The sequence below is a fragment of the Synechococcus sp. MU1642 genome, from assembly GCF_020514115.1.
GTDB lineage: Bacteria > Cyanobacteriota > Cyanobacteriia > PCC-6307 > Cyanobiaceae > Parasynechococcus.
In genome coordinates, this window is the sequence record NZ_VTKZ01000005.1 from 111182 (window position 1) to 135756 (window position 24575).

The 24575-nt window shown below is 59.1% G+C and carries 31 protein-coding genes; 18 read left to right on the forward strand and 13 right to left on the reverse strand.

From position 1 onward, the window contains the following. Window positions 1-4 precede the first annotated feature (4 nt). The 8 genes from atpA to FZZ85_RS07095 form a co-directional block, all read right to left on the reverse strand. Window positions 5-1525 carry a F0F1 ATP synthase subunit alpha gene (gene atpA / locus FZZ85_RS07060; RefSeq protein WP_226413565.1) on the reverse strand — a complete coding sequence of 507 codons (1521 nt, stop codon included), beginning with the start codon at window positions 1523-1525 and terminating at the stop codon, window positions 5-7. Between the two features lie 57 nt (window positions 1526-1582). Next, entirely contained in the window at window positions 1583-2131 is a 549-nt protein-coding gene (gene atpH / locus FZZ85_RS07065; RefSeq protein ID WP_226413567.1) for an ATP synthase F1 subunit delta, read from the reverse strand. Further along, the gene (locus FZZ85_RS07070) at window positions 2131-2613 is read right to left on the reverse strand and encodes a F0F1 ATP synthase subunit B (protein WP_226413569.1); all 483 of its coding nucleotides are present in this window, start codon (window positions 2611-2613) and stop codon (window positions 2131-2133) included. Before FZZ85_RS07070 ends, atpH begins: the two co-directional genes overlap by 1 nt. Then, complete coding sequence (locus tag FZZ85_RS07075) at window positions 2613-3077, reverse strand: F0F1 ATP synthase subunit B' (protein WP_006851720.1); 465 nt, start codon at window positions 3075-3077, stop codon at window positions 2613-2615. The genes FZZ85_RS07070 and FZZ85_RS07075 overlap by 1 nt, the downstream gene beginning before the upstream one ends. A 69-nt stretch (window positions 3078-3146) precedes the next feature. Further along, window positions 3147-3395, reverse strand: a complete 249-nt coding sequence (gene atpE, locus FZZ85_RS07080) for an ATP synthase F0 subunit C (protein ID WP_006851467.1) — start codon at window positions 3393-3395, stop codon at window positions 3147-3149. A gap of 169 nt (window positions 3396-3564) precedes the next feature. After that, window positions 3565-4290, reverse strand: coding sequence for a F0F1 ATP synthase subunit A (atpB, locus tag FZZ85_RS07085; RefSeq protein WP_006852023.1), 726 nt, complete (start codon window positions 4288-4290; stop codon window positions 3565-3567). Between the two features lie 24 nt (window positions 4291-4314). Further along, complete coding sequence (locus FZZ85_RS07090) at window positions 4315-4653, reverse strand: hypothetical protein (protein WP_226401937.1); 339 nt, start codon at window positions 4651-4653, stop codon at window positions 4315-4317. Window positions 4654-4699: 46 nt separating this feature from the next. Continuing rightward, entirely contained in the window at window positions 4700-5869 is a 1170-nt protein-coding gene (locus FZZ85_RS07095; RefSeq protein ID WP_226413635.1) for a bifunctional 2-polyprenyl-6-hydroxyphenol methylase/3-demethylubiquinol 3-O-methyltransferase UbiG, read from the reverse strand. Window positions 5870-6015: 146 nt separating this feature from the next. On the opposite strand from FZZ85_RS07095, the gene FZZ85_RS07100 reads away from it, so the two are divergent. The 4 genes from FZZ85_RS07100 to FZZ85_RS07115 all read left to right on the forward strand — a co-directional run bounded on the left by FZZ85_RS07100 (window position 6016) and on the right by FZZ85_RS07115 (window position 10596). After that, a complete protein-coding gene (locus FZZ85_RS07100) occupies window positions 6016-8967 on the forward strand; it encodes a phycobilisome rod-core linker polypeptide (RefSeq protein ID WP_226413571.1) in 2952 nt (983 codons plus the stop codon). Between the two features lie 409 nt (window positions 8968-9376). Further along, window positions 9377-9862 carry an allophycocyanin subunit alpha gene (locus tag FZZ85_RS07105; RefSeq protein WP_006849995.1) on the forward strand — a complete coding sequence of 162 codons (486 nt, stop codon included), beginning with the start codon at window positions 9377-9379 and terminating at the stop codon, window positions 9860-9862. A 39-nt stretch (window positions 9863-9901) separates the two neighbouring features. Further along, the gene (gene apcB, locus FZZ85_RS07110) at window positions 9902-10390 is read left to right on the forward strand and encodes an allophycocyanin subunit beta (RefSeq protein ID WP_006849956.1); all 489 of its coding nucleotides are present in this window, start codon (window positions 9902-9904) and stop codon (window positions 10388-10390) included. Window positions 10391-10395: 5 nt separating this feature from the next. Beyond that, window positions 10396-10596: a phycobilisome linker polypeptide gene (locus tag FZZ85_RS07115; protein WP_006851140.1), complete on the forward strand. Its 201-nt coding sequence runs from the start codon at window positions 10396-10398 to the stop codon at window positions 10594-10596. Between the two features lie 56 nt (window positions 10597-10652). On the opposite strand, the gene FZZ85_RS07120 is transcribed toward FZZ85_RS07115, so the two are convergent. Beyond that, window positions 10653-11459: a TlyA family RNA methyltransferase gene (locus FZZ85_RS07120; protein ID WP_226413573.1), complete on the reverse strand. Its 807-nt coding sequence runs from the start codon at window positions 11457-11459 to the stop codon at window positions 10653-10655. 96 nt (window positions 11460-11555) lie between these two features. Here FZZ85_RS07120 and FZZ85_RS07125 point away from each other — a divergent pair, with 96 nt between their 5' ends. The 4 genes from FZZ85_RS07125 to FZZ85_RS07140 all read left to right on the forward strand — a co-directional run bounded on the left by FZZ85_RS07125 (window position 11556) and on the right by FZZ85_RS07140 (window position 15164). Continuing rightward, complete coding sequence (locus FZZ85_RS07125) at window positions 11556-11756, forward strand: hypothetical protein (protein ID WP_226401946.1); 201 nt, start codon at window positions 11556-11558, stop codon at window positions 11754-11756. A 109-nt stretch (window positions 11757-11865) separates the two neighbouring features. Continuing rightward, a complete protein-coding gene (locus FZZ85_RS07130; protein ID WP_226413575.1) occupies window positions 11866-13104 on the forward strand; it encodes an FtsW/RodA/SpoVE family cell cycle protein in 1239 nt (412 codons plus the stop codon). A gap of 54 nt (window positions 13105-13158) precedes the next feature. Further along, entirely contained in the window at window positions 13159-13872 is a 714-nt protein-coding gene (locus FZZ85_RS07135) for a cytochrome c biogenesis protein CcdA (protein ID WP_226413577.1), read from the forward strand. 5 nt (window positions 13873-13877) lie between these two features. Further along, complete coding sequence (locus tag FZZ85_RS07140) at window positions 13878-15164, forward strand: cytochrome c biogenesis protein ResB (protein WP_226413579.1); 1287 nt, start codon at window positions 13878-13880, stop codon at window positions 15162-15164. Here the strand turns inward: FZZ85_RS07140 and queF are convergent. Continuing rightward, a complete protein-coding gene (gene queF, locus FZZ85_RS07145) occupies window positions 15152-15541 on the reverse strand; it encodes a preQ(1) synthase (RefSeq protein WP_006851779.1) in 390 nt (129 codons plus the stop codon). The two genes, FZZ85_RS07140 and queF, sit on opposite strands and share 13 nt — an antisense overlap. 125 nt (window positions 15542-15666) lie before the next feature. Between queF and FZZ85_RS07150 the strand changes: the two genes are divergently transcribed. Together FZZ85_RS07150 and purB are read left to right on the forward strand one after the other, a co-directional pair. Beyond that, window positions 15667-16005 (forward strand): P-II family nitrogen regulator, encoded by a 339-nt coding sequence (locus tag FZZ85_RS07150; protein ID WP_006851285.1) that lies wholly within the window; start codon window positions 15667-15669, stop codon window positions 16003-16005. Window positions 16006-16233: 228 nt separating this feature from the next. Next, window positions 16234-17529, forward strand: coding sequence for an adenylosuccinate lyase (purB, locus tag FZZ85_RS07155; RefSeq protein ID WP_226413581.1), 1296 nt, complete (start codon window positions 16234-16236; stop codon window positions 17527-17529). On the opposite strand, the gene FZZ85_RS07160 is transcribed toward purB, so the two are convergent. Then, a complete protein-coding gene (locus FZZ85_RS07160) occupies window positions 17487-18203 on the reverse strand; it encodes an SDR family oxidoreductase (RefSeq protein WP_226413583.1) in 717 nt (238 codons plus the stop codon). The two genes, purB and FZZ85_RS07160, sit on opposite strands and share 43 nt — an antisense overlap. Window positions 18204-18286: 83 nt before the next feature. Between FZZ85_RS07160 and FZZ85_RS07165 the strand changes: the two genes are divergently transcribed. From FZZ85_RS07165 to FZZ85_RS12070, 4 genes are all read left to right on the forward strand, one after another. After that, window positions 18287-18502 carry a Nif11-like leader peptide family natural product precursor gene (locus tag FZZ85_RS07165; RefSeq protein ID WP_226413585.1) on the forward strand — a complete coding sequence of 72 codons (216 nt, stop codon included), beginning with the start codon at window positions 18287-18289 and terminating at the stop codon, window positions 18500-18502. Window positions 18503-18506: 4 nt separating this feature from the next. Next, window positions 18507-18680: a hypothetical protein gene (locus tag FZZ85_RS07170; RefSeq protein WP_226413587.1), complete on the forward strand. Its 174-nt coding sequence runs from the start codon at window positions 18507-18509 to the stop codon at window positions 18678-18680. A gap of 77 nt (window positions 18681-18757) precedes the next feature. Beyond that, window positions 18758-19042 (forward strand): PAP/fibrillin family protein, encoded by a 285-nt coding sequence (locus FZZ85_RS07175; RefSeq protein ID WP_226413589.1) that lies wholly within the window; start codon window positions 18758-18760, stop codon window positions 19040-19042. Window positions 19043-19109: 67 nt separating this feature from the next. Continuing rightward, on the forward strand, window positions 19110-19244 hold the full coding sequence (locus FZZ85_RS12070) for a hypothetical protein (RefSeq protein WP_255599769.1): 135 nt from the start codon (window positions 19110-19112) through the stop codon (window positions 19242-19244). 10 nt (window positions 19245-19254) lie between these two features. Here the strand turns inward: FZZ85_RS12070 and FZZ85_RS07180 are convergent, their stop codons facing one another. Next, window positions 19255-19779, reverse strand: coding sequence for a DUF2808 domain-containing protein (locus tag FZZ85_RS07180; protein WP_226413591.1), 525 nt, complete (start codon window positions 19777-19779; stop codon window positions 19255-19257). A gap of 190 nt (window positions 19780-19969) precedes the next feature. After that, window positions 19970-20197: a hypothetical protein gene (locus tag FZZ85_RS07185; RefSeq protein WP_226413593.1), complete on the reverse strand. Its 228-nt coding sequence runs from the start codon at window positions 20195-20197 to the stop codon at window positions 19970-19972. A 641-nt stretch (window positions 20198-20838) separates the two neighbouring features. On the opposite strand from FZZ85_RS07185, the gene FZZ85_RS07190 reads away from it, so the two are divergent. From FZZ85_RS07190 to FZZ85_RS07205, 4 genes are all read left to right on the forward strand, one after another. Beyond that, a complete protein-coding gene (locus FZZ85_RS07190) occupies window positions 20839-21021 on the forward strand; it encodes a hypothetical protein (protein WP_226413595.1) in 183 nt (60 codons plus the stop codon). A 1351-nt stretch (window positions 21022-22372) separates the two neighbouring features. Then, window positions 22373-22540: a DUF4278 domain-containing protein gene (locus FZZ85_RS07195; protein WP_226413597.1), complete on the forward strand. Its 168-nt coding sequence runs from the start codon at window positions 22373-22375 to the stop codon at window positions 22538-22540. 900 nt (window positions 22541-23440) lie between these two features. Then, window positions 23441-24136 (forward strand): ParA family protein, encoded by a 696-nt coding sequence (locus tag FZZ85_RS07200; protein ID WP_226413599.1) that lies wholly within the window; start codon window positions 23441-23443, stop codon window positions 24134-24136. Window positions 24137-24323: 187 nt separating this feature from the next. Further along, the coding region (locus FZZ85_RS07205; RefSeq protein ID WP_226413601.1) for a hypothetical protein at window positions 24324-24575 on the forward strand (252 nt) is incomplete at its 3' end.

Genomic DNA, 24575 nt, shown 5'->3' on the forward strand with positions numbered 1-24575 from the left:
TCCTTCAGGCCGCGGAAGCGACCATGGTGGACACGACTTCAGTGATGGCGTCCTTAAGGATCGCCTCAGCCTCAGGACTCATCACTTTCTTCTCCTGGATTTCGGTGATGAACTCAGCCTTGTTGGACTTGAGGTACTCACGCAGTTCACGGGAGAAGTCGACGACCTTGGCGACGGGGACGTCATCGATCAGGCCCTTCACACCGGCGTAAACGATGGCGACCTGCTCAGCCAGGATCAGGGGGCTGAACTGAGGCTGTTTGAGCAGTTCACGCAGACGCTTGCCACGCTCCAGCTGCTGCTGAGTGGAAGCATCCAGGTCTGAAGCGAACTGAGAGAAGGCAGCCAGCTCGTCGAACTGGGCCAGCTCCAACTTCAGGGTGCCGGCAATCTTCTTAATGGCCTTGGTCTGGGCAGCACCGCCCACCCGGCTCACGGAGATACCCACGTTGATCGCAGGACGCAGACCTGAGTTGAAAAGGTCTGAGCTGAGGAAGATCTGACCGTCCGTGATCGAAATCACGTTGGTGGGGATGTAAGCCGAAACGTCACCGGCTTGGGTCTCGATGATCGGCAGAGCAGTCATAGAACCCTTGCCCATGGCGTCAGACAACTTGGCTGCACGCTCGAGCAGACGGCTGTGGCAATAGAAGACGTCACCGGGATAGGCCTCACGACCGGGCGGGCGACGCAGCAAGAGCGACATCTGGCGGTAGGCGGCAGCCTGCTTGGAGAGATCGTCGTAAATCACCAAGGTTGCCTTGCCCTTGTACATGAAGTACTCGGCAATGGTGGCACCGGTGTAAGGAGCCAGGTACTGGAGCGCAGCGGGCTCGGAAGCGTTGGCAGCAACGATCACGGTGTAGTCGAGGGCGCCGCGCTCACGCAGCACCTCAACAACGTTGGCCACAGAAGCAGCCTTCTGACCCACAGCGACGTAAACGCAGATCATGTCCTGATCCGCCTGGTTCAGGATCGTGTCGATCGCAATAGCTGTCTTGCCGGTCTGGCGGTCACCAATGATCAACTCGCGCTGGCCACGGCCAACGGGGATCATCGCGTCGATGGCGGTGATGCCGGTCTGCATCGGCTCATGAACCGACTTGCGTTGAATGATGCCGGGCGCCATTGATTCAATCAGGCGCGTTTCGCTGGAGGCAATTTCACCCTTGCCATCGATGGCGCGGCCCAGGGAGTTCACCACCCGGCCCAGCATGCCTTCACCTACTGGGACAGCGGCAATCTTGCCGGTGGCCTTCACCGTGCTGCCTTCCTGGATGCCGTATCCCTCACCCATCAGCACCGCGCCGACGTTGTCGTCTTCGAGGTTCAGGGCGATGCCTTCGGTACCGTCCTCAAATTCAATGAGTTCGCCGGCCATGGCTTGCTGCAGGCCGTAGACACGGGCGATGCCGTCGCCCACTGTCAGAACGGTGCCGACATTGCTGACGGAAACCGACTTGTCATAGTCCTCAATCTGCTTCTTGAGGATGGCGCTGATCTCGTCAGGACGGATGGAAACCATGGCGTGTGATCCCAGCTGGGAGTTGGGGAGGAAGGTGCGGTGGAGGAAAGAGTGAGGTCAGCTCGCCTTGGCGAGTGCCAGACCAAGGCGACGAACCTGGCCAGACAGGCTGGCATCGATCACCTGAGATCCGAGACTCACGACGAAACCGCCGATTAAGGACGGATCCACACTGAGGTCGATGTCGACCTTGTTGGTGCCGGCCATGGCCTGCACCTTTTTGGACAGTGCCGCCTGTTGATCCTCAGTGAGGCTTTGAGCAGAACGGACCTGGGCCAGCGTGATGCCCTGCTGTTCCCGATAAAGCTCGAGGTAGCGAAGCATCACCGCATCAAAAGCGATGAGTCGTTGGCGGTCAGCCAGCACCTTCAGCAAGTTGAAAACTGAAGGAGTGACATCCTCACCGACAAGCGCCTTGAGAGCTTTCTTCTTGGCGTCCGGCTCAAGAACCGGGGACACCATGGCGTCGCGGAAGTCTTCGGAATCGTTCCATATCGCAAGCAGTTGCTTGCATTGATCGGCAACGGTTTCAGACTCACCTCGGGCCTCAGTGACCTGAAGCAGTGCTTCGGCGTAAGGGGTTGCGAGGGAATTGAGGAGAGGCATCAGGCGTTCTCCAGATTTTTGATTGTGGAATCGATCAACTTGGCCTGAGCACTGGCATCAAGACGACCGGGAAGTTCGGCAAGGGCCTTGTCGATTGCCGCCAGAGCGGCCTCACGACGCAGGCTGTCCTTGATCCGAGCAGCGTCGGCTTCAGCATCGGCATTGGCACCAGCCTTGATGGCTGCCATCACAGAAATAGTGCGCTTCTCGCCTTCGGCACGAATACCTGCAGCGCGGGCCTGACCATCAGCACGAATCTTTTCAGCTTTTTGCTGAGCAGCAGCCAATTCGGACTGGGCCTGGCTCAGGTTTTCTGTGGCGGTTTTCAGGCGGGACTCAGCCTCCTGCAACTCCTGAAGAATGGCGGTGCGGCGGCGTTCCAGGATTCCTCCCAGGAACCCGCGCAGGAACCAGAACAGGAGCCCGATCACGATGACCAGGTTGACCAGATTGGTTTCGAGCGGATTGAGATTGAGGGTCATCACGCGGCCAGCAAACGGTTGATGATCGTGGTGCTCAGCTGATCCACCTGACCCTTGAGCTGGGTACGGGCGGACTCACGCTCGGCCTCGATGGCACGACGGCTTTCCTCTTTGGTGCGGTTGGCTTCAGCTTCCGCCTGGGCCAGCGCTTCGCGGTACAGCCGATCAACTTCTTGTTCCGCCTCAACAATCACCGCCTGAGCGGCCTGGCGGGCACCTTTCAGCTGTTCAGCCAGATCAGCTTCCAGGCGTTCAACCTGGGCGAGCTTCTGCTTGGCATCAGCACGACTGGTGGAGATGTAGCCCTCACGATCTTCCACGACCTTGCCGACCGGACGGAAGAAGAGAACATTGAGCAGGAAGGTGAGGAGAACCACCTGAACCGCCATCAGCGGAAGGGTGGCATCGAGGTCAAAAAGACCTCCCTCCGGAACACCTGCTTCAGCGAGCAGAAGCCAGGTCATGGAAAGGTGCGCTGGAAAGGAATCGAAACAAGGAGTTCAGAAGGGGGATCAGCGATCCCCCTGCACTGATCAGCCGGCGAAGGGGTTGGCGAACAGGAGCACCAGAGCCACCACCAGGCCGTAGATGGTCAGTGATTCCATGAACGCCAGGGACAGCAGCAGGGTGCCGCGGATCTTGCCTTCGGCTTCGGGCTGACGGGCGATGCCCTCAACAGCGCCGCCGGACGCGGTGCCCTGACCGATACCAGGGCCGATGGCGGCGAGGCCGACTGCCAGGCCAGCAGCCACAACGGAAGCGGCGGAGGTGATGGAATCCATGTTGGGTGGTGTAAGGGGAAGCGCTGGGAAGCGCTGTACGGAATGGAATTGGGGATCGGTTCCCCCCGCGCAGGGACATTCCCGAAGGAACGGGCCCGGGTGCAATGCCGGACCTGCGCGCGGATGTGTTTAGCAGATCGCCGTTCTCTGGCGATAGAGGAGAGAGGTTTTAGTGAGCCTCGTGGAGGCCTTCACCGATGTAGAAGGAGGCCAGGGTCGCAAAGATCAGAGCCTGAATGGCACTGGTGAACAGACCCAGAAGCATCACGGGCAGGGGCACGATCAGCGGCACCAAGTACACCAGCACCCCAACAGCCAATTCGTCGGCAAGGATGTTTCCAAACAGACGGAAAGAGAGGGAAAGAGGCTTGGTGAATTCCTCGATGATCTTGAACGGGAGCATGATCGGGGTCGGCTCCACGTACAGCTCGAAGAAGCGCAGACCCTTACGGCTCAAACCGGCATAGAAATAGGCCAGTGACACAAGCAGAGCCATCGCCACAGTTGTGTTGATGTCTGCGGTGGGAGCACCCAGCTCACCCTCGGGAAGTTCGAAGATCTTCCAAGGGATCAGGGCTCCGCCCCAGTTGCTCACGAAAATGAACAAAAAGAGGGTGCCAATGAACGGCAGCCAGTCGCGGTAGTACTTCTCGCCAATATTGTCGCGGGCGATGTCGCGGATGAAATTCCAGAGGAATTCGAGCAGGTTCTGCAGACCGATCGGGTCTCGCTTCATACCGCGGGTGCCAACAAGCACCACAGCGAGAAGGATGCCGATCAGGATCCAGGAGCTCAGGAACACCTGGCCGTGCAGATACAGATCGCCGATCTGCCAGTACAGGTGGTGACCCACTTCCAGTTCAGCGAACGGGAGTGGTAAGGGCAACAAAGCCATGGGTGCAGATAAAAGTGCTCAGACTCAGCGGTCGTCAAAGACGTGCTGAAGAATCAGGGCGGGCTTGTAGAGAAGGAATCCCAGGAAGGCCGGCAACAGATCAAGTTGAGGCAGCTTGGCCGAACCAACCACAAGCAGGGTTGGAACGATGAGCTGAAAACGTCCCAGTCCACGGGACTGGTCACTGAGCCGGGCCACGCTGCGAGCCAGCAAACGCACGTACAGAAGTCCGGCGAATGAGCCCACAAGAACACTGCCGGCCACCGAGAGATTCATGGTGAGGGCCACGATCGGAACCGTGACGAGGGACACCAGAACGGTGGCCAACAGCAGGCGACGTTGAAGACGGTAAAAATCTTCCAAGCGCTGCCTGAAATGGCGCGCGGAATCTATCACGCGTTCGTTGCTGTTATTCCTGCAACAGAAGCAGCTGTCGATCCACAAGATTGCGGATCTGATCAGGAGACGCAAGGGCCCCCAATGTCTGTACCGGCTGCTCGGCGACAGTGCGCAGCAGGGTTCGGTCAGCATCACTGAGCTGAATCGGCTCCATGTTGCGACCAAGAATTGGATCGGGTTCCCCCCAGAGGCAGGGCTGAACCAAACCCCTGGCCAATCCGAGGGCCTCATCACTCCAACGGGCTCGCTCCACCGGTGCAGCAGAAAGAAAGAACTCGAAGTGGCTGATGTCGGGATCCAGCTGTTCCACAAGCTCCCACTGCTGACGCGGTGGCAAGACCTGGGCTCGCTCCAGCAGCTCACCTTCCAGGAAGCGGGCTGGATCCCAGACCTCCGGATTGGAGAAGCCGGCGAAATGCAGACCCGCCGTTTCGATGAACGCGAAGAGACGCTCGAGGTTGTAACTGGTCTCCTGCGGGTGCAGGTACATGTCCGCAAAATTGGCGTCAGGAGCGCAATCAACGGCCCAGCGTTCACGGTGATGACGCGCCAGACGGTTGCTCTCGGGCAGGGTCTCGAACAGCTCCCGGCCCAGACGCAGGCCCTCTGCCCCTGTGCCGGCATTCAGAAGTCTCAGGGCTTTCTGGGTCCGGTGGATCTCCCAGCGACCGGCATCGGCATATAGGAAAAGGTGCAAAAGACCAGACGGAGCCAAGCGATCCGCCAGGGAGCGCAGCCCCGCCTCCGGCTGATCCAGGTGATGCAACACCCCCACCGAGTTGATGTAGTCGAAAGATCCTTCGTCGCCGAGATCCAGGAGGCTGCGTTGCTCCTGACGCAACGCGTTCACCTGCTGAGCCGCTCCGGAGCGCTGACAGCGTTCCCGCGCCACCGCCAGTGCCCCATCACTGATATCCACCCCGAGCACATCCGCACCCGGGTTGAGATGACAGAGGTAATCGGTGCTGACCCCGGTGCCGCAGCCGGCATCGAGGATCCGCGGCTGCTCCGTTCCGGAGGGGATCAGCCCATGCACTGCTGCCAGCACGCTGCGATGACACCAACGCCAGTTGTATCCAGGCGGCGGTCCGTCCTGAAGCGGATCCCCCGGAAAGGGAAAGCGGTCATAGAACGCACTCACCACAGGAGTCGCAGCATCACTGGGCTTGGGGTGGGTCATGCAGCGCAGATTCGGCGCCTGCGAGCTTTTCACGCCAGCCCCATCGATCCCCTGCAGCACCGCAACGCCTGCAAACATTTGTTCATGGGGCCGCGGAGCGCCATCCCGGCAGCCGTAACGTGTCGCGATCCGGCTTGCTTTCGTCGATGACAGTGACCGCCAGCAGCGGCAGCCCGCGCGTGTCTCCCCAACTGTTCGACACGCTGCCGCTCTCCAGCGTCCGTCAGGCGGAGCAGCAGGACCGTTTCCCTGACAACGGGGAACTCGACAGTCTGGTGACTTTCTTCCGAACCGGTCAGGACAGGATCGAAGCGTCCCGGATCATTGCGGCCAACGCGGAGGCCATCGTGGCCCGCGCCGCCAACAGAATTTTTGTGGGAGGCACGCCCCTCTCCTTCCTTGAGGCACCTCTAACAACGGGCGAAACCGGACGTTCCTCTGGTCAAAAGGGCACTCCACTAGCAGCTGACCAAGTCGCATTTGAGCAGTCGGTGCGCACGTTCACTGGCGATAGCGGCACCACAAAAAGAGGCAACTTTTTTACCCGTCTTCTCGAAGGGGCCGGTGGGGATGCTGATATTCGTGTGGTGCTTCCCACAGGCTTCAACGCCATCAGCGTGGCCAAATACGGCCCGGCGTTCATGCGCAAGTCGGTGCGCGACATGGGTTGGTTCCTGCGCTATGTGGGCTACGCACTGGTGGCCGGAGACCCCAGCATCCTTGCGGTCAACACTCGAGGGCTGCGGGACATCCTTCTGGAGAACTGCTCCCTGGCCGCCACCAATGTGGCCCTTCAGGAAATGCGTGCCGCTTCAGCAGAACTGCTGCGGGATCGTCCTGAAGCCCGTCAGATGACCATCGACTGCTTCAACGTGCTGTTGCAGGAGCTGGCCATCCCCACCCCCAGCACGAAGCAACGCCAGGGGAGTGCGGTGCAACAGGGCCTGCAGCTGCCTGCGATCTACGCCCTGGCTTCAGAGGGACGCCAGCTGTTTGAAATGCGTCCGGGTCTCTCCGGATCCGAGAAGGCAGAAATCATCCGTGCCGCCTACCGCCAGGTGTTTGAGCGCGACATCGCCAAGGGGTATTCACAGACACCCTGCGCGGACAAAGCCAGCGCCGTCGCCCAGGGCCAGATCTCAATGCGTGAATTCGTTCGCGCCCTTGGCCGCAGCAAGGAATACCGCCAGCAGTTCCACGACGGTTTCGTCAACAGCCGTGTGGTGGAACTGGCTTATCGCCACTTCCTCGGCCGAGGCATCAGCTCCCTTGAGGAATTCCGGAAGTCGTTTGCCATCCTCAGCGACCAGGGCCTCAATGGCCTGGTTGATGTGCTGGTGAACTCCTCGGAATACGCCCAGGCCTTCGGTGAGGAAACCGTTCCCTACCTACGCGATCTCGGCACGGAAGCTCAAGAAAGTGCTGGCTGGGGCTCCAACCGCAAGCTGTTCAACTTCAGTGCCCCCTTCGATGGCGCACCGCAATACGTCACCCTCTACGCCTCCTACCGCCAACCCTTTGCCGACCAGCACGTCTACGGCGGTGGCAATGATCCGGTGGCGAACAAATTCGGAGCCATCTTCCCAAGTGGAACCGCCTCAGTGGCCACCCGACCAGCCCCCTACAGCTACGACAGCCGACGATTGCTCGTTAGCAACGGCCTCAACAGCCCTGGCCAACTGGACAGCGACAGTTTCCGCAAAAGCCGCCCCCGCAAGGGTGGGCCGCGTGTGATGCGACTTCAGCAGATCGCCACGGGCGGCACTGTAAATCCAGGTCGAGGTGGTCAGCCCAGCGTGCGCACGACTGAGGCCAGCACCCAAGCCGTGATCAAGGCTGTGTACGTGCAAGTGCTCGGCAACGGCGGCTATGCGGGAGAGCGCATGAGCTCTGATGAAGCCCGCCTCGAAAACGGAGATATCTCGCTCAAGGATTTTGTGCGGGCAGTCGCCAAATCCGATGCTTTCCGACGCCGCTACTGGAGCGGCCTTTACATCGTTAAGGCGATCGAAGTGATGCATCGCCGTTTGCTAGGCAGACCCACCTTCGGCCGCTGGGAAATCGACGCGCTTTTCGATACAGCCGCAAGACAGGGCTTCTACGGATTGGTTGACGCACTAATCGACAGCAAGGACTACAGCGAAGCTTTTGGGGCCGACACTGTCCCCTACGAACGTTTCATCACACCCGGTGATGTGACTGCACGCCGAACCCCAGGCTGGTCACGTGCACTCAAGCTTGAGGCTGCCGCTGACCTTACCCTCAGCAGCCGTCCCGAAACACAGCGGTCGGAAGCATTCCGCAGTAGTGGCGATGTAACGCCACGCAACCTGCCAGACACCCAAAAGACGGCCACCCAAGACTTCGCAACAACGACGAGCGGAAACGCCGCAGCGCCCAGTTGGCTGTCGGTGGTGCGTCAACAGCGTCTTGCGTCCAACAGGACTGGCTTCCCGATGCGGCGAGCCAGCAACTCAACACCAACCAGCATTGGCGGTCGCAGCTGGAGCGTTGAGCTGATTTCTTCCAATGCGCGTAGTGGGCAAGCACTTCCGCGTATGGGGATGGCTCTTGTCACGGAAGATGCTGCAGGATTCCGCTTGCGGGGAGGACTTCCCGCAACGCTTGAGCTGAAACAGCCATGCAGCGAAGATGAGCTCCAGACAGCCCTGAGTGCAACCTACAGGCAGCTTCTCAACCGTGTCCCTACTGAGAATGAGCGGCTGATCAGCGCAGAATCACGGCTGCGTAACCAGGACATTGACCTACCTGAATTCATTGCCGAAGTGGCGATGAGCGAAGCATTCCAGAACCGCATCGCCTCCATGGCTCCGCTTCGGGCCGCGTCCGCGGCAGGTTTGGCTCTGCTGGGACGGGCCACCACCCCAGCCGAAACCAGCCGCTTCCTGATCACCCGCGCTCAAGCGGGTCATGGCGCTGCCGTGACTGAACTGCTGGCGGAACGGATCAGCACGACGGTGCCCCGCATCGACGGCATGGCGACCGCATCAGGGGTCAACCAAGCCACCATCCAGCGCACGGCTTCGCTTTACCGCGGTAACGCCGGCCTGAATCCTCCGACGGGGGACGCGATCTGATCCTCAGGCCTCCATTTCGCTGACAAACAGCCTCCACAAATCATGGTGGTTTTTGTCATCCGATCCCGGTGAAGTAAGACTTCATCGGGATCATTTTTGTGTGTCGTGGCCACATTCGGCGCGATCACGGAGATCGCAGTGATGCCAAGGCTTCTCCGCGGAACAGACGCGCCGTGAAGAACTGTTACCCGGCCAAAATTCCCTGGCCATCGCCAGCGCAGAATGCAGCAGCCGAATCCAAGGGAGCGAGCTCACCGCGGTCAGTGTTGACCGATGTGAACAAGTCTCACTCCCAACGCTTCGACCCCCTGTCTCAGCCTTTAGTCTGTGACGCGATCCCCCGGGATCACCCCTTATTCACCGGATACCGGTCTCCTACGGGCGGCCGCTTGTTTCGAGGCAGAACTGCATGAGCATCGTCTCCAACTCGATCATCAACGCGGACGCCGAAGCCCGCTACCTCAGCCCTGGCGAACTCGACCAGATCAAAGCCTTCGTAACCGGCGGTCAACGCCGTCTGCGTGTGGCCCAGGTCCTGTGCGAGAGCCGTGAGCGCATCGTCAAGCAGGCTGGTGGTCAGCTGTTCCAGAAGCGTCCCGACGTCATCTCACCCGGCGGCAACGCTTACGGCGAAGAGATGACCGCCACATGTCTTCGCGACATGGACTACTACCTCCGTCTTGTTACCTACGGCATCGTTGCCGGTGACGTCACTCCGATCGAAGAGATCGGCGTGATCGGCGCGAAAGAGCTCTATCGCTCCCTGGGCACCCCCCTCGAAGCATTGGCCGAATCCGTGCGCGAGATGAAGATCGTCGCCATGGGCCTCCTCACCGGAGCCGACGCAGAGGAAGCCGGCACCTACTTCGACTACGTGGTTGGCGCCCTCGCCTGAACCGCTCGCTGATTTCCCCTCTCGTCTCCTCACCGATCCATGCAAGACGCCATCACCAACGTCATCAACAAGTCGGACGTCCAGGGGCTTTACCTGGACACGGCTTCGATGGGCAGCCTCGAGTCGTATTTCGCCAGTGGTGAACTGCGTGTGCGCGCTGCTGCCACCATCAGCGCTAACGCTTCGGCCATCATCCGTGATGCCGTTGCCAAGGCCCTGCTGTACTCGGACATCACCCGTCCTGGCGGCAACATGTACACCACCCGCCGCTACGCCGCCTGCATCCGCGACCTGGACTACTACCTGCGGTATTCCACCTACGCCATGCTGGCTGGAGACACCTCGATCCTCGACGAGCGTGTTCTGAACGGCCTCAAGGAGACCTACAACTCCCTGGGTGTTCCCATCGGCGCTACCGTTCAGGCCATCCAAGCCATGAAGGAAGTCACCGCCGGACTTGTCGGCCCTGACGCCGGCAAGGAAATGGGTGTCTATTTCGACTACATCTGCTCCGGCCTCGGCAACTGAGCCCCATGCGGTTGTTCAAAGTCACCGCCTGCATCCCCAGTCCTGAAAAGGTTCGGACGCAGCGCGAATTGCAGAACACCTTCTTCACCAAGTGGGTGCCCTACGACAGTTGGTTCGCTGAACAACAGCGCATCCAAAAGCAGGGCGGCCGCATCATCAAGGTGGAGCTCTGCACCGGGGGTCAGCAGGTCAACGTCGGCAACTGAACTCCGCTCCAAAGTGAATTGAAAGCCCGGTTAAAACCGGGCTTTTTTATTGGCCATCAACCGTGGAGGGTCTGCACCACCAAAGCATCGAGATCCGGAAGAACAGCGGCATTCCCCTCCCCCAACCAGAGCACATACTCATGATTGCCGGCAGGCCCGGTAATCGGCGAAGCCACCAAACCCTGGGGCTGCCAACCCGACTCTGCCGCCGCTGCAATCACAGATTCAATGGCATCCCGGTGGGCCGCAGGGTCACGCACCACGCCCCCCTTACCGACGCGGCTCTTGCCCACCTCAAACTGCGGCTTCACCAGCACAAGCGCATCGGTGTCGGGCCCCCGCAACAACCGGCGCAATGCAGGAAGAATCAGCCGCAGTGAAATGAACGACACATCGGTAACAGCCAAACTGGGCCAGGGGTCGTCGGCCCCATAGAGATCGTCAGGCTGCAGATGGCGCAGGTTGGTGCGTTCCCGCAGCACCACCCGTTCGTCTGTACGCAGGCTCCAGGCCGTCTGGCCGTAGCCCACATCAACGCCATAAACACAAGTAGCGCCGTGCTGCAGCAGACAATCGGTGAAGCCCCCGGTGGAGATGCCGCCATCCAGGCAGACCCGCCCCTCCACCCGCACAGGGAAGACCTTCAAGCCCGCCAGAAGTTTTTCGCCCCCTCGAGAAACAAAGCGAGGGGGCTGCTCCACCCGCAGTTCTCGCTCCGGCGTCACCTCCATGCCGGGCTTATCCAACAGGGTCCCGGCACCATCACGAACCTTGCCAGCACGAATCAATTGCTGCGCCTGTTGGCGTGAACTGACCAATCCACGGGTCAGGAGTTCCAGATCAAGACGCTGTTTGGACGCCATTGCGACATAAAAGCAGACCGATCCCGAAGAAAACCGGCGATCCAGCGGCTGCAGCGTGTTCTGCCTAGAGGATTTTGCCAATTCGCGTCGAGGGACGTGTCCAGCCACCGACCCCAACCCGCCAAGGTGGTGCCGCTGTTGCGGCCGGGGAGCTTTGTGCGGCTTGATAACCAGCCCTCCGACCTACCTCCCTTCCAGGTGCTCCACTGCCGTGGGGGACGTTGCTGGGTTCGCCAGCAATCATGGGGATCCCATGTGCAGTGGGAAGTTGAGCATGAGCGGTTGAACGTTGCGTGAGCGAAGTTGCTGCTCACCAAGTCCTGCAAAGACTCCCAGATAACAATTCTGTTCAATCAGTGTCTTGGCAAGGCAACTATTTCACGGCTCAATGGAGCTTTGACGCTGTTTGAGCAAACGTTTGGGTCAAGCGACAGCCCTACAAAGAACTTTTAGACGACGGGGTAGACAAGAGACTCAGAAGTCGGCTCTGGTCCAGCGGCTGCTGCCCTTACCGTGGCAGCTCTGGCCAGCAGAAGCTCGCCTGCTGATGGGGCTTGCCGGGTTCTGGAGTGTGGCAGGGCTGGTGGTGTTGGCGTCCGCCAGTTGGTGGGTGGCCCTACGGGAAATGGGCGACGGCGGCTTTTACCTCAAACGGCAGGCGATCTGGCTGATGGCCAGCTGGAGTCTGCTGGCCATCACGATCTCCACAAGCTTGCGGCGCTGGCTGCGCTGGTCAGGCCCGGGACTGTGGATGGGCTGCCTTCTGATCGCCGCCACATTGGTGATGGGCACCACAGTGAACGGCGCCAGCCGCTGGCTGGTGCTGGGGCCACTACAGATGCAGCCTTCGGAGCTGGTGAAACCCTTTGTGGTGCTGCAGGCCGCCAACCTGTTCGCCCCCTGGAACCGAATGAGCCTCGACCAGAAGCTGCTATGGCTCGGCAGCTTCGGCGGGCTGCTGCTGCTGATCCTCAAGCAGCCCAACCTCTCCACTGCAGCCCTGATGGGACTCACCCTCTGGATGGTGGCCATGGCCGGCGGCCTGCGCTGGCGCAGCCTTCTGGGCACCGCTTTGGCGGGATCGCTGCTGGGCACCGCCAGCATCCTGGTCAATGAATACCAGCGCATCCGGGTGGTGTCGTTTCTGGATCCCTGGAACGACCCGATGGGCGATGGCTATCAACTGGTGCAGAGCCTGCTGGCGATCGGATCAGGCGGTTGGATGGGGCAGGGCTATGGCCTCTCAACCCAGAAGCTCCAATACCTGCCGATCCAGAGCACCGACTTCATCTATGCAGTGTTCGCCGAGGAATTTGGATTTGTGGGCTCGGTGCTGCTGCTGCTGTTCCTGATGCTGGTGGCCTGGGTGGGGCTGCGGGTGGCCCTGCGTTGCCGCAGCAACCAGGCAAGGCTCGTGGCCATCGGCTGCACCACGATCCTAGTGGGCCAGTCGATTCTCAACATTGCGGTGGCCTCTGGGGCGATGCCCACCACCGGTCTGCCGCTGCCCTTGATCAGCTACGGCGGCAACTCACTGATGTCGAGCCTGGTGATCCTGGGGCTGCTGATCCGCTGTTCGCTGGAATCCACAGGCTTGATCGGGGGGCGATCCAACAAGCGACAACGGTCCGTGCGCCAACGCTGAACCTGGTCTAACGATCGGCTTGCCTGGATAGGCTTTACGCATTCAAGGGCACCTGTGGACCTGCTGCTGCTCTCCGATTTGGCCCAGAGCAGCGAACAGCTGCTGCAGCGCGCCCTGGCGGATCCAGGTCCACTGACGCTGGCGCTGGTGTTTGGTGGCGGCGCCCTAACCAGCCTCGGGCCGTGTTCCCTGTCATTGCTACCGGTGACACTCGCCTACCTCGCGGGCTTCGAGGATGGACAACCAGCGTGGCAGCGCAGCCTCGCCTTCTGCAGCGGCATCGTCGGCGCCCTGGTGGTGCTGGGAAGCATCAGCGGACTGCTGGGCAGGATCTACGGCCAAGTGCCGTCACTGATCCCCACATTGGTGGCGATCCTGGCTGTGGCGATGGGGCTCAACCTGCTGGGAGTGCTGCGGATTCCACTGCCCAGTGGTCCGGATCCAGAGCAGTGGCGTCAGAAGGTACCGGCCCCGCTGGCGCCGGTTGCGGCAGGACTGGCCTTTGGACTGGCGGCCTCACCCTGTACCACCCCCGTGTTGGCGGTGCTGCTGGGCTGGATTGCCCAGAGCGGTCGCCCACTGGCGGGAGTGGTCCTGCTCAGCAGCTTCGGCATCGGCCAAGTTCTGCCCCTGCTGCTGGCGGGCACCTTTGCAGCAGCCATTCCCAAACTGCTAGCCCTGCGGGGCATCAGCCGCTGGGTGCCGCCAGCTAGTGGTGTGGTGCTGCTCACCAGCGGCCTGCTGACCCTGCTGGCCCGCTGGAGCTGATGGGGATGGTGCTACTAAAACGCATGGCCGCCTTGCTCAGCGATCTACGGCTGGCCATTGTGTTGCTGCTGCTAATTGCCCTGGCGAGTGCCGTGGGCACCGGCATCCCCCAGGGGGATCCGCCCTCCAGCTACATCGATGCCTATGCCGACACCCCCTGGCTGGGGTTGCTCAACGGCGAGCAGGTGCTGCAATTGCAGCTCGATCATGTGTATTCCAGCGGCTGGTTTCTGGCACTACTGGCGTGGCTGGGGCTCGCCCTGATCCTCTGCAGTTGGCGCCGTCAGTGGCCAGCCCTAATGGCGGCCCGGCGCTGGATCGACTACCGCACCACACGCCAGCTGAGCAAATTGGCCATCGCCGAAAGCCAGCCCTGCCCTGACCCCAGCCAGGGGCTGACGCAGCTGGAGACGGTGCTGCGGGCCAGCGGATGGGAGGTGCAACGCAAGCCACAACGGCTTGCGGCTCGGCGCGGCGCCATCGGCAGGGTGGGGCCCCTACTCGTTCACACCGGCCTGGTGCTGCTGATGATTGGCGCGGCCTGGGGAGCCCTGGCGGGAAACCGCCTTGAGCGCTTCCTGGCCCCCGGCCGCAGCCTCGATCTGCTCGATCGCGATGGCACCAGTCAGCTAACGATCACCCTGGATCGCTTCGCCATCGATCGGGACCCGGCCGGCCGAACGGAACAGTTCCGCTCAGCTCTGAAGCTGCAGGGACCCAACCAAAGCTTGGATGCCGAGATCAGCGTCAATCACCCACTGCGGCACCGGGGCATCACCATTTATCAGGCAGATTGGTCGCTCGCAACGATCAGCCTGCAGATCGGGCGCAGCCCCGTGCTGGAGCTGCCGTTGCAGACCTATCCTGAGCTGGGTGATCAGGTCTGGGGCCTGGTGCTGCCAACCCGCCCGGATGGCACGGAACCGGTGTTTCTGAGCCTGGAGAGCGAACAGGGTCCCGCCACGGTTTTCGATGCGGACGGCCAGCAGCTCGCGCGGCTGCGACCAGGTGGATCCGCAGCAGAAGTGAAGGGCCTGCCGATGCGGGTGGATGCGGTGCTGCCGGCCAGCGGACTGTTGCTCAAAAGGGATCCTGGGGTACCGCTGGTGTACTTGGGCTTCGCAGTACTGCTGATGGGCGGTGGATTGAGCCTCGTGGCCACCCGGCAGCTGTGGGCTATCGCCACCGATGGAACCCTCAGCGTCGGCGGCCTCTGTAACCGCAACCTCGCGGCCTTCGCCACTGAATTGCCTCAGCTGTTGCAACAGGGGGTTACCAATCAGCAGGGCTGACGGGTTCCGTGACTCACCCGCACCACGGTGTGCACATTGCCTCGGGGGTTGAAATCGGCTTCCAGCTGCATCCACACCGGGTCGGTGGCCGCCACCAGATCATCGAGGATGCGATTGGTTACCTCCTCATGAGAGATCGACTGGTCGCGGTAGCTGTTCACATAAAGCTTGATCGCCTTCAGCTCAACCACCCGTGGCCCGGGTTGGTAGATCAGTCGCAGCACCGCGAAATCGGGATAGCCGGAGAAGGGGCATTTGCAAGTGAATTCCGGCAGCTCGATCGACACCTCGTAGGGGCGCCCAGGGCGGGGATTGTCGAAGCAGATCAGCTCAGCTTCGGCGATGGCGCGTTCGCCGTAGAGGGGGGTCTGGGTCAAAGGGCTGAAGGGGCCAGTTCTGATCAGCGACCCTAGGAAGTCAAGCTTCGGCAGCGTTCTGTAACAGCGGCCACGCACGGCTCTGAGAACCGCGGCATCCTTAAAACCAGATCGGTACTCTCCCCATGAAAAAGGTCGAAGCAATCATTCGTCCTTTCAAGCTGGAAGACGTCAAGGTGGCGCTGGTGGAAGCCGGCATCATCGGCATGACCGTGAGCGAAGTGAGGGGCTTCGGCCGCCAGAAAGGTCAGGTGGAGCGCTACCGCGGCTCGGAATTCACCGTTGAATTTCTGCAGAAACTGAAGATTGAAGTGGTAGTCGAAGACGACCGGGTCGAAGAGGTGGTCAAGTCAATCGCTGATGCCGCCCGCACAGGTGAAATCGGTGACGGCAAGATCTTCATCAGCCCTGTGGAATCGGTGGTGCGCATCCGCACCGGCGACCGCGACAGCACGGCCCTCTGAGCTCGCAAGACCAGACCCCCCGCTCAGCATCGGCCCCTTCTCACCCGATTCCGGGCCGCAGACTTCCTCTGAACATCGGCGGCGGAGCCAGGTGCTGATCTTCCAACAGCAAGGCCCAAGAAGAGACAAGTCACGACAGAACTGGGTCTCGCTGAGGCCCAGCATTGAGATCATTTACCCAGGATGACGGCCCCATAGATTTGTTGGGTTGTTCAACCGAGCGCGCCGGTGATTGAGCGTTACACCCTTCCTGAGATGGGAGCCGTCTGGAGTGAGCAGGCAAAATTCCAGAGCTGGCTCGATGTCGAAATCGCTGCCACCGAAGCCAACTGCCGGCTCGGTCGCGTGCCAGAGGAGGCCCTCGACACCATCAAGGCGAAGGCCAGCTTCGAGGTAGAGCGCATCCTGGAGATCGAAGCCGAGGTGCGCCACGACGTGATCGCCTTCCTTACCAATGTGAATGAGCACGTTGGTGATGCCGGGCGCCACATCCATGTGGGGATGACAAGCAGCGACGTGCTGGACACGGGCGTGGCCCTGCAGCTGAAACGCTCGGTGGCCCTGCTGCGCACCGAACTCGATGCCCTGGCAGACGCTCTGCGCGAACTGGCCCGAGCCCACAAGGGCACGGAAATGATCGGCCGCTCCCATGCCATCCACGGCGAACCGATCACCTTCGGGTTCAAGGTGGCCGGCTGGCTGGCGGAAACCGAGCGTAACCGCATCCGCCTTGAACGGCTTGAGCAGGATGTGGCCGTGGGCCAGGTGAGCGGAGCCATGGGCACCTATGCCAACACCGATCCCCAGGTGGAGGCCATCGCCTGCGAGATCCTCGGGCTCACCCCCGACACCGCCAGCACCCAGGTGATCTCCCGCGATCGCCATGCCGACTACGTGCAGACACTCGCCCTGGTGGGCGCTTCCCTGGAGCGCTTCTCCACGGAGATCCGCAACCTCCAACGCACCGATGTATTGGAAGTGGAGGAGAACTTTGCCAAGGGCCAGAAAGGCAGCTCTGCCATGCCCCACAAACGCAACCCGATCCGCAGCGAGCGGATCAGCGGTCTGGCCCGGGTGCTTCGCAGCTACACCATTGCTGCTCTTGAGAACGTGGCCCTCTGGCATGAGCGCGACATCAGCCACAGCTCCACTGAGCGAATGATGCTTCCCGATTGCTCGGTGACCCTGCACTTCATGCTGCGGGAGATGACCAGCGTCGTGAAGGGTCTTGGGATCTACCCCGAGAACATGCGCCGCAACATGAATGTGTATGGCGGCGTGGTGTTCAGCCAGCGGGTGATGCTCGCCCTTGTGGACACCGGCATGAGCCGAGAAGAGGCCTACCGGATCGTGCAGCGCAACGCACACACCGCTTGGAACACCGACGGCGGCAACTTCCGCGCCAATTTGGAAGCCGATGCCGATGTGAGCTCACGGCTCTCAGCTGCGCAGTTGGCTGACTGTTTCAGCACCGAGCTGCATCAGGCCAACCTCGGCGTGATCTGGGAGCGGCTGGGCATCTGATCCAAGCACTGCACCAAGGGCTGAAGGGGCTGCTCAGGGGAGCTGGTGATTTCGAGAATGCGACCACAGGCCAGCGGCTGCTCAAGAGCATCCAGACAAACCTGCGCCACAAGACGCCGCGGAATGCTGTTGCTCTGCTGTTGATCAGCATCGGTCACCAGTAGGCCCTCGGTGGTGCTGCGGTTGTCGTCTTCACTGAGACCTCCAGGCCGGATCACGGTCCAATCCAGGCCGCTTCGCTCGAGGCAGCGTTCACCCACCCGCTTCCAGACCAGGATCAGGCCAAACAGGTTGAGGGGATGCAGCCAACGGCCGGCGCAGAGAGAACTCACCAGCAGAACACGCTTCAGCCCTAGGGAGCGGCAGGCCTGCACCTGCGCCTGCACTCCCCACGCATCCACCTGCAAGGGAGCCGCCAGGTTGAGGGAAGGTCGAGCGCCTGTTGCGATCACCAAGGCCTTACAGCCCTGCAGCGCATGGAGCAACGCTTCCGCCGTGTCCAGCTCCAGGCGACAGACCTCAAGGCGCCCCTGCTGCTCGGCCTGGGCCAGGGCAGGGGGGAGCACGGACGCAGGTCGAACGATGGCTCGAACCGATTGACCACGCTCAAGCGCCTCCACCACCACGCGCCATCCGGTTTTGCCGGAGGCGCCTGACACCGCTAATTGCGTCATCCCACCTGAACTGATCTGCGCACCAGTCAACAGGCACGAGGCAAGAGCAGACGGGTCAGAATCGGAACGTCATCTCCGGCGGCATGAGCACGGACCAACTTCGGCAATTTTTTGCTCACATCTCAAGAGACCCTTCTCTTAGAGAGCAGGTGCTGCATGCCGTGAGTGCCGATGCTGCGGCCCTGATTGCCCAGGAGTTGGGCTACGAAGTCTCCGGCGATGAACTACTGCGCTTCTCCGGCAAAAGTTCGTCAGGCGTGAGCGTCACCAAGATTCAGCACCCCGGCGAATACCACTAGACCCTTGGGGCATCACCGCGACCAACTGGTGGATCTGCTGCGGCAAAAGCCAAACAATGCAGGCCTGCAGACGCTGATCGAACGGGTGGAACATGAGCAGCCCGCCGACCTCACCAACTCAGCAGACTTGCTTAGCGGGGTCTGGGAGTTGCACTGGAGCAGTTCCCAGCAACCCTGATCAAGACCGAGCTTCGGGCTGGAGAACCTGCAGATCCTGGATCCAGAGCACGGACGCGGCTGCAATCTGCTGCGCTTGTGCGGCCCCTTGAGTGCTCTGGGGGCATCCGTGTGCGGGCGGAGGTGCAGTTCGCCGGCAGCCAGCGGGTCATGGTGTGCTTTCGCCAGGGAGGCTGGGTCGTCCCCTCCTTACCGAACCGCCAAAAGTTGAGTTGGATGCGAAAAGTTCAGCAGAGCACGCCGGCATGGCTCGACATCACCGTGCTGGATGAACAGCTAAGGATCTGCAGAGGCAATGCAGGAACAACCTTCGCGCTGCTGAAGCGAAACGATTTAAATCTGAACACCTTTTTCGGTGTATGAGGACTTGCAAACATGGCTGGAATTTGCCAGCAAGCTGAGCCAGAACCAAAGGGCTTGCATCCATCTGATGGCACGCCTTCTTCAACTTCTGCAGGGGTCCAGCAACAACGCTGATCTTGCAGCATGGACTGCCGTGATATTCGCATCGATCACCGCACTGGTGATCTGGGGACTCTTCAATGCCTACCCAAATTTGCTCTAAAAGCCAACAGTTACCGGTAAGGATCCTGCTCGTAAACGTTCAAGCGCAGGGTAGGGCCGACATAACGGACGGGATCCTCTCCATCTGCCATAAGTTCCGTTGACCATTGATAAATGCTGGACTGAGGATTAAAGCCACGGAACACAACATTCACAGTTTGCCCCGGCTGAATTGCTGGATTGAATTGGATGCTCAAGTCCTCTTCGGACTCTGAGACATCAGCGGCACCCAATCCGCTTGTTTCTTTGCCACGAAGGGAATAGTCGCCGAAATAAACGCGAGGTTCGGACCGGCCCCAATCCCACTGATCAAGATTGGGCAGCTGCCGCAGAACAAGCGCGCCCAAGGCATTGCCAGCATCCTGAGGAACCACAACCGTAATCGTAGTGCGATTGAGCAGGCCTTCGGTTGATTCAGGGTTATGAATCCTCACCTGCGTTGGAGGACGCTCAAAGAGCGATTGCGCGAATGACGACGACGGCTCGAGCGACAGCGTCGGAGCCAGCAAAAGTGTGGCAATCCACTGGCGCTTCATCCAATTTTTCCGAGGAATGAAGCAACGTTAGCGATAGTGATAAGTACAACCTGTGAGGACAAAGTTCCTCTCCTTGCGCGACCTCAGCAATGCCTGTCCAGCAAGGATTCGACAATGCCGGTCTGGCTCTGAAGTGCATAGGCCTCTACTTCGCGCTGGCGCTGCAGCGGCCCGAGCACCTGGGTAACCGTCAGCACTTGCTCCGCAGTTGAACGGTCGAGATGGTGAGCCAAAACCGATCAACGTGCTCAGTGCTGAAGCCACCCTGCACCTGCAGCATCAAGCTGATCGTGGAAGACGACGGCTCCTCCAAACCATCAAGACAATCCTGAACAACGTGGATGGCCTCATGGGTCAGAACATCTAACTGAAGCCCTGGCTTATCCCTTAGCCCCTGCGACAAACAGAGCCGCTTCACGCCTATGTTGTACGCAGCTTGTTCGGCTCCTGGGCCACATTGATCGAGTTGATCAATCACAACACCTAGCTGCGAAAACAGATCTCGACACTGATCTAAAGAATCCTGATCAGTAGGCAATCAACTCAAGCCAGAACAGTGCGGTGAGTGCCGTGGCTCCGACCGCCAAAGCGAACCATTGATCTTTGAGGGTGCGGACCACGTTGCTTCAGCTGCTGACCCAATAAACCGAGCTTTCAGCAAGACGCCAACCTCAGCTGATATTCGCTCCCCATCTCACCCATGTTGAGCGAGTGCTCGAATGAAGCCCAAACGGCGGCCCGTGCCAGATAGCGAATCACGGCGAGACCAGCCTTGCAAAACGAATCAGTTCAAGTGCTGCTGAGGAAGATCAAGCATGGGCTTGCGAAATAGACGCCAGACCGTCTTCTTTCTGCTTGTGACAAAAACCCCAGACCGGTATCGATTCAGGCTGAATCCGTTGAGATCACTGTCTTACTCAAGATGTGTCCCGCTCTGGAGGGCTCCGGCCGGGACGCGGACCCATGTCAGCGGCAACTGCTGGGTCCGCCTGTCTCAGCAAAATCAACAACTAAGCCGAAAGGTTTGTTTGTCAAAACGTTCAACGCCAAACTGACGGAATGGCAAACAAACCCTGGTTCCAAGCCAACATCCATGCCCCGGGCACAGGCTTCGCGCTGCTGGTCATCGCGTTCTGCTTGTTGATTCAGACCATCCCTACAGCGGTCTGTGTGATGACCCCGAGGTCTGGGTTCCCCCCCCCGTTGTCTCCGGAGCGGGTCAGGTATTGCGAAGGCGGCTGAAGCCCAGGCATTGCTGGCGCTTCGCGAAAGCTGCGGAATGGTTTGGCATGCAGACGGTCCAAACAAATACTGCAATCCTTGGTGCATTAAAAACCTCCTGGCCACCAAGAGGCACGAAACTTGTCGAGAACCTATTAAGCAGTCTTCTCTTCAGCTGAGCCACTGACAGACAGCAGCGATCGGCAAGCTCGATAACGGTAGGCCCAAGGGACAAGCCGAAGAGACGGCACTAGAGGATGCACTTCAGAGCCTCCCTTACTTCTCCCCCTACATCAAATCAACGCTGAGCCACATATCACTGGGCATGCACATGCTCTTGAAAAGCCTGAATCCCCATTTAGGAGAAGCACAACACTATCCATTGCTGCTCTTGCAGGGGCGTTCACCCCGCTTCAACCTCACCCACATCGCCTTCTCAAGTGCCGTGAGTTTTGGAGAGGTTTGATTGAGTACCTCTAGTGCACGAGACTTGGCATCCCTGATGTACCGCGTCGTCCTGTCAAGTTCGTCAAAAGCCATAACTACCAATCAGACATGACCAACAAGCTAATAACTCCGTGAGCACCAAATGGCATCAAGTGGCACATATTGACAACCGCTAGTGAATGGTCAGGAAGCACTGGCGAAATCCCGATGAATTGTGTTAACGAGGATTTATGGACACTGAATTACTCAAACAATCTTGGGACAAGCTGACCAAAAGTGGTTACATGCTGAATTGCCCTGCGCCTGAGGTGGTCAACATCATCACTCCGACGGGTTACTCCACTCAGATTCGCTTAAAAAGACTCCCCAGCTATGCCCGCTACGTGCGCTAATTCCGTCCTCTTCTAGTTCATTGAGGTCGCGCAGCCCTCTCCGGCTAATCGAGCCAAGGCCTACATCTGGTGAGCTGTTTTCCTGGAGCGATGGGTATTGCTGCTCTCTTGCCTGTCGTCTATCAACCGATAGGCAGGCTTATCTGCGCATAGAGCCGGGTGTAATGACCGGGCTTTTTTGTACCCCAGCAGCTCAGGCAACAAAAAAAAGGGGGAAGCTCCGCCCCCATCCCCTCGCATGCGCGACGGATGAAGGCACCACCGCAACGCCATGACAGATGAAATACAGCGGGGGAACTCGCCAGCGCCTCACTCACTCTTCAACGCACAGCCGAAAGAGAGAACTTCGAGCCTGCCTTGTGCATCCTCTAACAAGCGTCAATGGACTCGTGTCGCAACATCCGCCCGCGGGCATTCGACTCGGGCGTATAATTTTTTTGTAGCAACTGCTACACAACGTTCACCCCTTTGCGCAGGGGCGCAGACACTCCAAGCCACGGAACGGGGACTTGGAATTTTCTGAGGAACCAACCATGACTGCACTTCTCTACAGAGGTAACTCCTACGAAACTCAAGCAGCCTCGCCCAAAGCTTGTTTCAAGCTGACCTACCGCCGCGAGCACTACAACACCTGCCGCGAAGAAGTCGCCAACAACCCCCATCCAAGCCTGACCTACCGAGGCGCTTCCTACACCAAGTGATCAAGGCTTAATCAGCTCTCAAGCCCCTGCCTGCAGCGGGGGTTTCTTTTTGGCTCCCGTTATACACAGATCAAGAGCGACACTCGCAACCAAAGGCTTCAAAACCCTCAAAAGCACTACTGCTAGTGCTTCAACACATAAAAAAACCCGCTGTGACACGCACATCGGGCCGGGCAATGGGGGAAATATCAATATGGCTTAGCTCACAGCGGCTGCCTAGCCCCACATTTGGTGTCTTAAGGATCGGCACAGAACTTCACCGCACTATGTGCGGATTATGCACTTACTGGCACTTTTCAGTCCAACGAGGCTAGTTTTATCAAGTCCGGCCGGGTGATGGGGATCAACCGAAAGGATTAATGGCCTCGGAGATATCTCCGGGGTTTCTTTTTATGGAATGGTCCGCGACAAGAGATCTGGCAAAGGATTCAGTTGAAGCATCCCGATTTAAATGACCTCTAGGAATCCAGAAACAAAAGAGCAGAATCCCTTGGTGCCAATGCAGACTGGGGATCACAGGGAACGACACGGCAAGTTCGTAAATGAGTTGTAGGCACAATGCCGACACCTCACCGAGACTCAGCGCCTAATCGATATAAGGTTCGCGGATGAAAACGACTGGCTTGTTCGCAAAGACACTGAACTCGTTGACTGAACTCCCATTGGGCTTCAGCAAAGCCAATGCCATGAGAGCTCTGACATAAGCAGCGACTCGTCTCCAGAGCAGTGGTGGACTTAGCTCGAGTGATCTACTTTTTATGCACGGGGGATCACTGTGCCCGGAAATGAGTGAGAGAAGTGCAGCCAACCAACGCTTTCATCGTGATGGAAGCGACAAACCACGTATTGCCTTACTGGGAAATAACGCGATCCTGACAAGTAGCCTTTAGACGTTGCCTGATGTTCATCACTGTTTTTGGCCAGAAGGGTGGGGTCGCCAAAACATGTAGCAGCGTTCACATAGCAGCATGCTGGAGCCAACAGCAAAAAAGGGTGGTCCTGGTAGATGCCGACCGCAACCGCTCAGCTACTGCTTATGGCGCCAGAGGGCTCTTGCCTTGTCTCGTTGTACCCATTGAAGCGGCCGCCAAAGCCACTCGATCAGCAGAGATCGTGGTCACAGATGGGCAAGCCAGCAGCAATGAAGAAGAAATAAAAAACTTGGTAGAGGGAGCTGATTTCATTCTGCTACCCACAACTACGCAGAGTAGATCAATCGAATTAACAGTCGAGATGTCACAAATGCTGAGGCAATACAAAATTCCCTATGCCGCACTGCTTGTCAAAGTGGATGCACGCAAAGAAGCTGCAGCTGAACAAGCCACAGAATTACTTCAAGGATTCGATATCAAGGTTCTAGCTGCACAGATTCCACTGCTCAGCGCCTTTGAACAGGCAGAAACAGAAGGAGTCACGGTTGATCAGGCAATTGACAAGCGTGGCCGTGCGAATCCACGCAGAATGATGGGTTGGAGTGCATACAGTGCAGCCTGCAAAGAAATTAAAGGTCTATTGGAAGAGCACAGCACACTGAATCAGAATCAGACACCAATCGGATGGGACTTCACACCCATGGAATCACGGATGGCGGCTTAAATAGATTTTTGACATAACCCGAGTGACAGCCGCAACCAATCACCACGCCCCTTTAAATCAAAGAGGTGAGGGCTCACTGACGCAGTGACCCACTCCGCCCGGACAAAAGAGTCCTAGGGACAGGCATGACAACCTATTGATTGCGTATCGGTTGCTACTAAAATAAACATAAAAGCTGGATTGGTCTATGGCAACACTGCAGTCAGTCGGCAGGAAAATCCTGACCTATATATCGCCAGGAGCCAAGGAACAATTTGCATATTTTAAAATCACAAGAGACATTTCTGAGGCGCAATTCTATCTTGGAAATAGATTTCAGGAACTTTATCTATGGCAAGAAGTCGCAGATCGCGATATGGAAGTTTCTCGAATAGAAAATCTGTTGTATGGATGCTTTTTCCATGACGACGAAGCGGCAATGATCGAAGCAGACAGAGAA

What these genes read in the sequence shown, in the direction of transcription:
- FZZ85_RS07115 (WP_006851140.1), top strand. Translation starts at nt 10,396, where the DNA reads ATGCGGTTGTTCAAAGTCACCGCCTGCATCCCCAGTCCTGAAAAGGTT.
- atpA (WP_226413565.1), bottom strand. Translation starts at nt 1,525, where the DNA reads ATGGTTTCCATCCGTCCTGACGAGATCAGCGCCATCCTCAAGAAGCAG.
- FZZ85_RS07075 (WP_006851720.1), bottom strand. Translation starts at nt 3,077, where the DNA reads ATGACCTGGCTTCTGCTCGCTGAAGCAGGTGTTCCGGAGGGAGGTCTT.
- atpB (WP_006852023.1), bottom strand. Translation starts at nt 4,290, where the DNA reads ATGGCTTTGTTGCCCTTACCACTCCCGTTCGCTGAACTGGAAGTGGGT.
- FZZ85_RS07100 (WP_226413571.1), top strand. Translation starts at nt 6,016, where the DNA reads ATGACAGTGACCGCCAGCAGCGGCAGCCCGCGCGTGTCTCCCCAACTG.
- FZZ85_RS07200 (WP_226413599.1), top strand. Translation starts at nt 23,441, where the DNA reads ATGTTCATCACTGTTTTTGGCCAGAAGGGTGGGGTCGCCAAAACATGT.
- atpH (WP_226413567.1), bottom strand. Translation starts at nt 2,131, where the DNA reads ATGCCTCTCCTCAATTCCCTCGCAACCCCTTACGCCGAAGCACTGCTT.
- apcB (WP_006849956.1), top strand. Translation starts at nt 9,902, where the DNA reads ATGCAAGACGCCATCACCAACGTCATCAACAAGTCGGACGTCCAGGGG.
- FZZ85_RS07180 (WP_226413591.1), bottom strand. Translation starts at nt 19,779, where the DNA reads ATGAAGCGCCAGTGGATTGCCACACTTTTGCTGGCTCCGACGCTGTCG.
- FZZ85_RS07070 (WP_226413569.1), bottom strand. Translation starts at nt 2,613, where the DNA reads ATGACCCTCAATCTCAATCCGCTCGAAACCAATCTGGTCAACCTGGTC.
- FZZ85_RS07160 (WP_226413583.1), bottom strand. Translation starts at nt 18,203, where the DNA reads ATGACGCAATTAGCGGTGTCAGGCGCCTCCGGCAAAACCGGATGGCGC.
- FZZ85_RS07095 (WP_226413635.1), bottom strand. Translation starts at nt 5,869, where the DNA reads ATGACCCACCCCAAGCCCAGTGATGCTGCGACTCCTGTGGTGAGTGCG.
- FZZ85_RS12070 (WP_255599769.1), top strand. Translation starts at nt 19,110, where the DNA reads ATGGCACGCCTTCTTCAACTTCTGCAGGGGTCCAGCAACAACGCTGAT.
- FZZ85_RS07195 (WP_226413597.1), top strand. Translation starts at nt 22,373, where the DNA reads ATGACTGCACTTCTCTACAGAGGTAACTCCTACGAAACTCAAGCAGCC.
- FZZ85_RS07190 (WP_226413595.1), top strand. Translation starts at nt 20,839, where the DNA reads ATGGCAAACAAACCCTGGTTCCAAGCCAACATCCATGCCCCGGGCACA.
- FZZ85_RS07120 (WP_226413573.1), bottom strand. Translation starts at nt 11,459, where the DNA reads ATGGCGTCCAAACAGCGTCTTGATCTGGAACTCCTGACCCGTGGATTG.
- FZZ85_RS07150 (WP_006851285.1), top strand. Translation starts at nt 15,667, where the DNA reads ATGAAAAAGGTCGAAGCAATCATTCGTCCTTTCAAGCTGGAAGACGTC.
- FZZ85_RS07140 (WP_226413579.1), top strand. Translation starts at nt 13,878, where the DNA reads ATGGTGCTACTAAAACGCATGGCCGCCTTGCTCAGCGATCTACGGCTG.
- atpE (WP_006851467.1), bottom strand. Translation starts at nt 3,395, where the DNA reads ATGGATTCCATCACCTCCGCCGCTTCCGTTGTGGCTGCTGGCCTGGCA.
- FZZ85_RS07105 (WP_006849995.1), top strand. Translation starts at nt 9,377, where the DNA reads ATGAGCATCGTCTCCAACTCGATCATCAACGCGGACGCCGAAGCCCGC.
- FZZ85_RS07165 (WP_226413585.1), top strand. Translation starts at nt 18,287, where the DNA reads ATGAGCACGGACCAACTTCGGCAATTTTTTGCTCACATCTCAAGAGAC.